Origin of the sequence: Microbacterium sp. B24 (assembly GCF_000333415.1) — a bacterium.
Lineage (GTDB): Bacteria > Actinomycetota > Actinomycetes > Actinomycetales > Microbacteriaceae > Microbacterium.
The window spans coordinates 1-8,344 of the sequence record NZ_BADB01000494.1 but is presented as its reverse complement, the minus strand read 5'-3'; the positions used below and the strand labels follow the sequence as shown (position 1 = coordinate 8,344).

General features: G+C 70.8%; 8 protein-coding genes and 1 pseudogene. 4 read left to right on the top strand and 5 right to left on the bottom strand.

What is annotated here, in order from left to right; genetic code table 11:
- Window positions 1-116: 116 nt before the first annotated feature.
- Together I5I_RS14310 and I5I_RS14305 are read right to left on the bottom strand one after the other, a co-directional pair.
- Window positions 117-1,160 carry a choice-of-anchor M domain-containing protein gene (locus tag I5I_RS14310; RefSeq protein ID WP_239640135.1) on the bottom strand — a complete coding sequence of 348 codons (1,044 nt, stop codon included), beginning with the start codon at window positions 1,158-1,160 and terminating at the stop codon, window positions 117-119.
- Complete coding sequence (locus I5I_RS14305; RefSeq protein WP_239640134.1) at window positions 1,157-1,657, bottom strand: metal ABC transporter solute-binding protein, Zn/Mn family; 501 nt, start codon at window positions 1,655-1,657, stop codon at window positions 1,157-1,159. The genes I5I_RS14310 and I5I_RS14305 overlap by 4 nt, the downstream gene beginning before the upstream one ends.
- 6 nt (window positions 1,658-1,663) lie before the next feature.
- On the opposite strand from I5I_RS14305, the pseudogene I5I_RS14300 reads away from it, so the two are divergent.
- Window positions 1,664-2,056, top strand: a pseudogene (locus tag I5I_RS14300) (enolase C-terminal domain-like protein); the annotation flags it as partial.
- A gap of 58 nt (window positions 2,057-2,114) precedes the next feature.
- Here the strand turns inward: I5I_RS14300 and I5I_RS14295 are convergent.
- Complete coding sequence (locus tag I5I_RS14295) at window positions 2,115-3,470, bottom strand: SPFH domain-containing protein (RefSeq protein ID WP_036321248.1); 1,356 nt, start codon at window positions 3,468-3,470, stop codon at window positions 2,115-2,117.
- Window positions 3,471-3,633: 163 nt separating this feature from the next.
- Between I5I_RS14295 and I5I_RS14290 the strand changes: the two genes are divergently transcribed.
- The 3 genes from I5I_RS14290 (at window position 3,634) to I5I_RS14280 (ending at window position 6,388) form a co-directional block, all read left to right on the top strand.
- Complete coding sequence (locus I5I_RS14290) at window positions 3,634-4,005, top strand: DUF4870 domain-containing protein (protein WP_036321246.1); 372 nt, start codon at window positions 3,634-3,636, stop codon at window positions 4,003-4,005.
- 43 nt (window positions 4,006-4,048) lie between these two features.
- A complete protein-coding gene (locus I5I_RS14285; protein ID WP_239640132.1) occupies window positions 4,049-4,828 on the top strand; it encodes a bestrophin-like domain in 780 nt (259 codons plus the stop codon).
- 135 nt (window positions 4,829-4,963) lie between these two features.
- The gene (locus I5I_RS14280) at window positions 4,964-6,388 is read left to right on the top strand and encodes a sugar porter family MFS transporter (RefSeq protein ID WP_374699922.1); all 1,425 of its coding nucleotides are present in this window, start codon (window positions 4,964-4,966) and stop codon (window positions 6,386-6,388) included.
- 5 nt (window positions 6,389-6,393) lie between these two features.
- Here the strand turns inward: I5I_RS14280 and I5I_RS14275 are convergent, their stop codons facing one another.
- Both I5I_RS14275 and I5I_RS14270 read right to left on the bottom strand, forming a co-directional pair.
- Window positions 6,394-7,281, bottom strand: coding sequence for an NAD(+)/NADH kinase (locus I5I_RS14275; RefSeq protein ID WP_036321240.1), 888 nt, complete (start codon window positions 7,279-7,281; stop codon window positions 6,394-6,396).
- A 1-nt stretch (window position 7,282) separates the two neighbouring features.
- Window positions 7,283-8,344: SPFH domain-containing protein (locus I5I_RS14270; protein ID WP_306305742.1), on the bottom strand; the 1,062-nt coding region annotated here is incomplete at its 5' end.

Here is an 8,344-nt window from a genome sequence, read left to right as displayed (position 1 = left end):
GCGTTGGGGCGATAGCGCCACCAGTTCGCCCGCGGTCACCGTGAGGTCGACGCCTTCGAGCACGCGGCGGCCGGCCAGGTCGACGGCGACGTCGTCGAGCTCGAGCGCGGGAGCCGTCACGCGTCCACTCCCGGATCAACCGCGGTGGCTGCGGCATCCGCCGCCAGCGCCGCGCGTCGCACGCGTCGGGCGCGGACGATCACCACGACCGCACCGACGCCGATCGCGGCCGCGACGACGACGATCGCGGCGACGAGGACCGGCACGAGCGGATCGTCACCGGATGCCGCAGTGGAGGCGGCCGCAGCCGCGGTGGCCGCCGGCTCGGCGCCGGTCCACACCGCCGCGAGCGCGGCATCCGCGGGCGTCTGCGACCCGACGGCGAAGCGGATGCGGCGGGTGTCGGAGGCGGTCGACCCGTCGCGCAGCTGCGCCTCGACCGTCAGCTCGACCAGGTAGACGCCCGGGCGCGTGAAGACCCAGTTCGCGTGGGTGTGGGTGTTGACGTCGACCCACACCGACTGCGGCTCCGGCGTGCGCGAGTCCCACAGCACCTGGGGCGCGCCGAACGATCCCGACTGCAGGTAGACCGACATCGACCCGGGACCCTCGACCGCGCGCAGCGTCAGGGTGATGCCGCGGTCGATGCGGGCCATCACCTCGGGGTCCTGCGTGTTCCAGCCCACCCAGACGACGTCGGGGTTCTGCGTCTGCGGCACGACCCACACCGTCGAGCCGGGGTCGGCGCCGAGGAACGCGTACGCCGCATCGTCGGGGGCGGTCAGCTGCGCGGCGTCGGAGACCTGCAGGACGGTCTCGTCGGGGTAGCGCCAGACGCTCGTCAGGGTCGGGTCGAGCTTGGCGACGTCGTCGTGGATGAGGAAGGTCCACGCCCCGTCCACGAAGCGCGGCCCCATGTCCACGTGCCCCGCGTCCAGCGTGCGCGCGCCGTGCACGACGGCCTCGTCGGCCGCGATCGTCTGGTCCAGGTTCGGGTCGTCGGTCGCCGCCGATGCGGCGTGCGCCGCGGGGACGAGCAGGGCGCCGGCCATCAGGATGCCGGCCAGAGCGCGCCCGACGAGGCGTGCGGGCCCGACCGGGCGCGCGGGGCGTCCGGGACGGGCCGGAGGGGCGGGGGTCGCGGCGGAGCGCGGGCTCATGGGCGGGGATCCTCTCGGGGTGCGGTGCCGCCGAGGCAGTCGGCGAGGGAACGGGCGTTGGCGCGGATGAGGTCGACGTACGTGCGCACGTGCGCGTCGAAGGCGTCGCCGTAGATCGGGCAGACCGCCACGTGCTCGGCGCGGGCGACGTCGGCGAGCGTCGTCGACCGTGCGGCGAGGTTCGGCTCGACGAACACGGCGGGCACGTCCAGCGAGCGGATGGTCTCGGCCAGGCGCCGCCGGTCGGCCAGCGACGGCTCGGTGGCCGGATTGGGCGTGACGAACCCGGCGATGCGCACGCCGTAGGCCTGCGCGAGGTAGCCGAACGCATCGTGGGTCGTGACGAGCCACCGCCTCTCGGGCGGGATCGTGTCGATCGTGTCCCGCACGAAGCGGTCGGTCTCGTCGAGCTCGGCGACATAGCGGTCGGTGTTGCGGCGGTACTCCGCGGCGCCGGCGGCATCCACCTCGATGAGGGTGTCGCGGATGAGCTGCACGTAGGCGAGTCGATCGTGTCTGCCAAGGCGGCGCGCGATGCGCTCGCTCTGCGGGCCGCCGCGATCATCAACATCAAGGCGGGCCGCGTCGGCGGCTACCTCGAAGCGGTCCGCATCCACGATCTGTGCCGCGAGGCGGGAATCCCCGTGTGGTGCGGCGGCATGCTCGAGACCGGCATCGGCCGCGCGGCCAACGCGGCGCTGGCCGCGCTGCCGGGCTTCACACTGACCGGCGACGTCTCGGCATCCGACCGCTTCTACTCACGCGACATCGTGCGCGACCCGATCGTGTTGGACGGCGGGCACGTCCGCGTGCCGACGGGACCGGGCATCGGCGTCGAGATCGATCCCGTGGCGCTCGAGGACGCGACCGTCGCGCGGGTCGAGCTGCGCCGCTGACCGGGCGGGAGGCTTGCCCGGTCGTTGAGCGACGAGCGCAGCGAGGAGTCGAAACGCGTCAGCTCTCGGTGGTCACCGGCGGCTCAGCGGCGACCGACTGCTCGTCGCGGAGCCCCTGGGCCATCCCGCGGCCGGTCGCCTGCCCCTGAATGACCTGACGCAGGTCGATGCCGGTGGCCGCCTGGATCGCGTCGAAGCTCGCCCGCATGCTCGAGGCCGATTCGGCGGCCATGTGGCTGGACGCCCCCTCGCCGCCGAGCACGGTGATCGAGCCGACCTTGTCGAAGCCGCGCGCGAACTCGGTCATCATCGGCACGAGCGCCTCGAGCGCGCGCTGCGCGAGCAGAGCCTCCTGGTTCTTGGAGAGGGCTTCGGCCTCGGCCTCGATGGCCGCCGCCCGCGCCTCGCCCACGAGCCGCACCGCGTCGGCCTCGGCCTGGGCGCGAAGCCGGGTGGCCTCCGCCTCCTGCGCTGCGATCTGCGCGCGCGCCTCGGCGGCCTTGACCTCGCCGTACGCGGCGGCGTCCGCCGCGCGCTGGCGCTCGTAGAGGGAGGCGTCGGCGACCTTCTTGATGTCGGCATCCAGCTGGGCCTGCTTGTTCTCGGCTCCCTGCAGCAGCACGGCCTGCTCACGCTCGGCACGCGCGAGCGCTTCGGCCTGCTCGGCCTCGGCGCGGGCACGACCGACTTCGGCCGCCGCGGCGGCGGAGTTCTTGTCGAACGCGGTCTGCTCGACGAGGTTCGCCTCGTCGGTCGCGATCTGTCGGGCGCGAACCTCGCGGGCGGCGTTGATACGGGCGACCTCGGCCTCTCGGCGCACGCGCTCGACCTCGGTCGCGCCGAGGGCGTCGATGTAGCCGTTCTTGTCGGTGACGCCCTGGATCTGGAACGAGTCGAGGATGAGTCCCTGGGCGAGCAGGTCGCTCTTGATGCCCTCGGCGATCTGGTCGGACAGCTTCTGCCGATCCTTCATCAGCTGCTCGACCGTCAGGGTCGCCACGACGCCGCGCAGGGCGCCTTCGAGCTGCTCGGTCGTGAACTGCTCGATCGCGCCGTCCTGGGAGAGGAAGCGCTCGGCTGCGCGGCGGACGAACTCGGGGTCGGAGCCGATCTTGACCAGTGCGACGCCCGAGACGTTGACCGTCACACCGTTGGAGGCCTGTGCCGTCGGCTCCATCTTGATCTGGCGGGCGCGCAGCGAGATCATCTCGGCGCGCTGCGTGAGCGGGTTGACGAGGGCGCCCCCGCCGGTGATCACCGAGATGCGCGACGACTCGCCGCTGGCGTTCTTCTGGCTCTTGCCGACCACCACGAGCGCCTGGTCGGCCTTGGCGACCTTGTACCACGCGCGCACCATGATCAGCAGGAAAATCAGGAGGACGATCGCGGCGACGACGGCGATGCCGACGATCACCAGTGCGCCCCCAGCGGCAAGAATCTCCACGTTACGAACCCACTTCCTGTGTATTGCCGATGTCCTTCGACCGTATCGAACGATGCCGCCGGATGCCGAGGATTCGGCGGATCTCGGGATAACCCCCTCGGTGTGCCGGACACGCGCCCCCTACGCTGGTGGCATGACCACTCCGCCGTACCCGCAGCCCGCCGTCCCCTCCGGCCCGCAGCCCATGAGCCCCTCGGATGAGAAGCTGTGGGCGACCCTGGTCCACGTCGGCGGCATCTTCTACTTCCTGCCGTCGCTGATCGGCTACCTGGTGCTGAAGGACCGCGGCCCGTTCGTGCGGGCCCACACGGCCGCCGCGCTGAACTTCCAGCTCACGATGCTGATCGCGTCCCTCGTCGGCACGGTGCTCTCCATCATCGGCATCGGGCTGCTCATCCTGCTCGCCGTGTACGTGGTGAACATCGTCTTCTCGATCATCGCCGCCGTGAAGGCGAACAAGGGGGAGTGGTACACCTACCCCCTTTCGATCTCGTTCGTCAGCTGACTCGCTCCCGCCGACTGCCCGCCGAACCGTGATCGTCACGCTGATGGACGCGCCCCTGTGGCTGGGGATGACGGTCTTCTGCGTCGGCTTCGTCGGCTTGTCGTGCCTCGTCCTACTGGCACTGCGGCGCTGGGTCGCGCGCATGGCGCATGATCAGTCCGAGTGGGACCGAGTGCTCAGCTACGCCGTCGGTGCGTACGGGGTCTTCTACGGCGTCACGCTCGCCCTCATCGCCGCCGCCTCGTACTCCACATACGCGGACGTGGACCAGGTCGCGCTCAATGAGTCCTCCTCCATCGCCGTGCTCTACCGCTCGGCGGAGGACTTTCCCGAGCCGCAACGAGCCGAGCTCCGCGATGCGCTCGTCACCTACACGAAGAACGTCATCGAGGTCGACTGGCCTCAGCAGGCTCAGCTCATCGAGCCGGTGAGCGGCGACGCCGACGTCACGGCGATCCAGCGGGCGATCACCGGGTTCGTCCCCGCCGACGCTCGGGAGATCAACGTACAGGCGCAGACACTGCAGTCCTTCGAGACCTTCGTCGGCCAGCGACGCGAGCGGATCGAGGTGACCGATCTCGGGCTGCCGAGCATCCTGTGGACGGTGCTCTGGGTGGGGGCGCTGCTGAATGCGATCCTGCTGTCACTCATCCAGGTGCGAAACCTCCGCATCCACCTCATCATGGCGGGGCTCATCGCCGTGTTCGTCGCCCTGCTGCTGTATGCCATCGCGGGCTTCGACCGCCCCTACTCCGGACCGATCTCGGTCACCCCGGCCTATTACCAGTCGCTGTTGGACGGCCTGTTCCAGCGCGTTCCCTAGCGGAATCCGCTCCGGCGACGACGACCCCTTACCACGCGCAGGGCACATTCGGCGAGGGCGGCCCCCGCCGCTCGCGGCGGGGCTATCGTTTTCCGAGTGACCACGACCGACTCCCTCCCCGCCGGCACGTTCTCAATGAAAAGCCCGTATGGGCGAAGGGCCGCGGCACTGTCGGTCGCCGCCGCGGTGGGCGGGTTCCTGTTCGGCTTCGACTCCTCGGTCATCAACGGCGCGGTCTCCTCGATTGAGTCCACGTACACGAAGGACGCCCTGCTCACCGGGTTCGTCGTCGCCGTCGCCCTGCTCGGCTGCGCGCTCGGGGCGATCATCGCCGGAGCCCTCTCCGATCGCTGGGGCCGGCTGCGGGTCATGCTCCTCGGCTCCGCCATGTTCCTGGCCAGCTCGATCGGCTCGGCGCTGACCTTCAGCGTTCCCGACCTCATCGTCTGGCGCGTCCTGGGCGGCATCGGCATCGGCATCGCGTCGGTCGTCGCTCCCGCCTACATCGCCGAGGTCGCACCGCGTCAGGTGCGCGGCAGTCTCGCCTCTCTGCAGCAGCTCGCGATCACGATCGGCATCTTCACCGCATTGCTCAGCAACGCGGTGCTCGCCGGTGCCGCCGGCAGCGCCGACAACGTGCTGTGGTGGGGCCTCGAAGCGTGGCGGTGGATGTTCCTCATCGGCGTCGCGCCGGCCGCCGTCTACGGCATCCTGGCGCTGACGATGCCGGAGTCTCCGCGATTCCTGCTCGCCAAGGGACGCAACGACGAGGCGCGCGCGATCTTCGAGCGACTCGTTCCCGCCGCCGACCTCGACAAGACGATGAACGAGCTGATCAGCGGCATCGAAGACGACCGCAAGAACCGGAGCGCCTCTCTGCGTGGAAAGGCGCTGGGTCTGCAGCCCGTCGTCTGGATCGGCATCCTGCTGTCGGCCTTCCAGCAGCTCGTCGGCATCAACGTCATCTTCTACTATTCGACGACGCTGTGGCGTGCGGTCGGATTCGATGAGAGCAACTCGCTGCTGATCAGCGTCTTCACGTCCGTGACGAACGTGCTGGTGACGCTCGTCGCGATCTTCCTCGTCGACCGGGTCGGACGCAAGCCGATTCTGATGACCGGCTCGCTGCTGATGACCCTGTCGCTGGCCACGATGGCCCTGGCCTTCGCGTTAGAACAGACGGTGGACGGCGAGGTGACCCTCCCGGGGGCGTGGGGTCCGATCGCGCTGGTGGCGGCGAACCTGTTCGTCGTCGGGTTCGGCGCCTCCTGGGGCCCCATCGTCTGGGTGCTGCTCGGGGAGATCTTCCCCAGCCGCATCCGCGGCAAGGCCCTCGGTGTCGCGGCGAGTGCCCAGTGGATCGCGAACTTCCTCGTGTCCTGGACCTTCCCCCAGCTTGCGGCCTTCTCGCTTCCGTTCACGTACGGCATGTACGCCGTGTTCGCGGCGCTGTCGTTCGTCTTCGTGCTGTGGAAGATCCCCGAGACGAAGGGCATGGCGCTCGAACAGAGCGAGACGTTGTTCGTCCCCAAGCCCAAGCGGTCCGCGCGGGCCCGCTGACGCGGCTACGCCGTGACGGTGCGCAGCGTCCGGTCGGCGACGCCGACGCTCACGCGCTGACCCCACGACAGCGACAGGCGGTCGTCCTCCATCCCATCGCCGAACGCGACGAGCACGTCCGACTCGACGCGGAGGGTCACCTCCCCGCCGTCGAGTCGACCCGCGAACAGGTCTGCGCCCGTGCTCGGCGACGGCCACGGCTCCCGGACGAACCAGGCGAGTGCGCTCTCGGTGGCGGTGGGCAGCGGCATCCCTGGTGCCTGCACACGTGCGATCGAGGAGCACCATCCCGTCGCTCCCGTGCCGGTGCCGACGATGACGCCCGACGAGGACTGTCGCTCCCGGCGACCGCCGACCTCGAGCGTGTATCGCGCCGACTGGTGGCCGCTCTGGCCGATCATCACCTCGTTCAGCGCCGTGAGCGACTGACCGTCGTCGGTGCGCACCTGCACCATCGTGCGCTCGCAGATCGGTGCGGTTCCCGCCTGCGCGGCGGCGGCGAGGGCGACTCCCGCCGCGGGGGTGTGCGGGACGAGCACCCCGGCATTGACGCCGGGCAGCGGGTCGATGCCGATGACGGGTTGGATGCCGAGGTACTTCGCGGCGTTGGCGACGAGCCCGTCCTGTCCGACGACGAGCACGACGTCGTCGGGTTCGAAGACGAAGCGGGCGAGGTCGCTGCGTTCGACCGTGGCTCGCCGCCAATCGACCGGGAGCCCCGCGGACACGTCGGCCAGGGCGGCGCGGGTGCGCTCGTGCCGCTCTTCGACGGCGGCGAGGCTCTGGCCTCGCTGATCGAGGAAGAAGGCGACCTGGCCGCGCGTGCCGTGCCGGGCGAGCAGTTCGGTGAGCTCGCTCGCCCGATGCACGATGACGGCTCGAGGAGCGGTCATCTCAGCGTCCCGTCGGTGTCGCGGTCTGCGCGGCGGTCCGGCCGCCGAGGCGTCCCACGAGGTTGGTGAGCAGGTCGGGCGTGACGGTCAGGTGGTCGATGCTGGGCAGGTTGCCCGCCAGCTCGCGCATCGCCAGGGCGGTCAGTACCTCGACGGGCACGTCGCGCAGTGCCGCCATTCGGGCCCGCTCGGCCGCGCCGGCCGCCTCGCCGAGCGCACGGTCGGCGTCGGCCCGGGCCTGTGCGTTCGTGCGGATGCGCTCGGCCTCCGCCTCCACGGCGATCGCGGCAGCGGCGGCCGCCTGCTCCGCCTCGATGCGGGAGTTGCGTCCCCGCGCTTGGACGAGCTCCTCCTGCCGGCGCGCGAGCTCGACCTGGTTGGACAGCTCGTTCTCACCGATCGCGGCCTCGCGCTCGACCGCGAGGGCGCGGCGGGCGAAGGTGGCCTTGTCGGCATCCTGCTGGATCGTCTCGCGGGCGGGGGTCTGCAGGGCCCGCTCGACGTCCGGCTCGGCGCGCAGCAGCGAGAACCGCACCCCGACGATGGCGATGCCCAGGTCGGTCAGGCGCGTGTCGGCGGCGAGCATGGCGGTCGCCGCGGCGCCGAGCTCGGCGAGGTCGGCGCGCAGGGCGTTGTCGAGGGTGCGCGGCTGCAGCAGGTGCACGACGGCGGCGGTCGTCGCGCCGTGCAGGGGTGCGGCGATCGCGTCGAGCGGCTGCTCGGTCCACGTGCCGGTCACCAGATCGATGGAGAAGTCGATGCGGCGCGCGGCGAGGTCGGGATCGACGATGCGATACGTCGCCGTGACCGGAGCCGACAGCTGCTGCAGGTCGGCGGTGCGCAGGCTCACGACGACCGACAGCTCGCGGTCGTCGAGCGGCACCTCGCTGATCGCGGCATCCAGGGGGCGGAACCAGAACGCCTGGCCCGCGCCGGCGTGGCGGATGCCGCCGCGACGGAACATGTCGGACGGTCCATCGCCGGTCTCGTGATCAGGTGGCGGACGTCCGAGGGGCGCGTGAAGCGTGGCCATGATGACTCTAGAGGATCCCCGGTACCGAGC

Coding starts and splice junctions, on each gene's coding strand:
- I5I_RS14285 (WP_239640132.1), top strand. CDS start 4,049: ATGGACGCGCCCCTGTGGCTGGGGATGACGGTCTTCTGCGTCGGCTTC.
- I5I_RS14280 (WP_374699922.1), top strand. CDS start 4,964: ATGAAAAGCCCGTATGGGCGAAGGGCCGCGGCACTGTCGGTCGCCGCC.
- I5I_RS14275 (WP_036321240.1), bottom strand. CDS start 7,281: ATGACCGCTCCTCGAGCCGTCATCGTGCATCGGGCGAGCGAGCTCACC.
- I5I_RS14310 (WP_239640135.1), bottom strand. CDS start 1,160: ATGAGCCCGCGCTCCGCCGCGACCCCCGCCCCTCCGGCCCGTCCCGGA.
- I5I_RS14290 (WP_036321246.1), top strand. CDS start 3,634: ATGACCACTCCGCCGTACCCGCAGCCCGCCGTCCCCTCCGGCCCGCAG.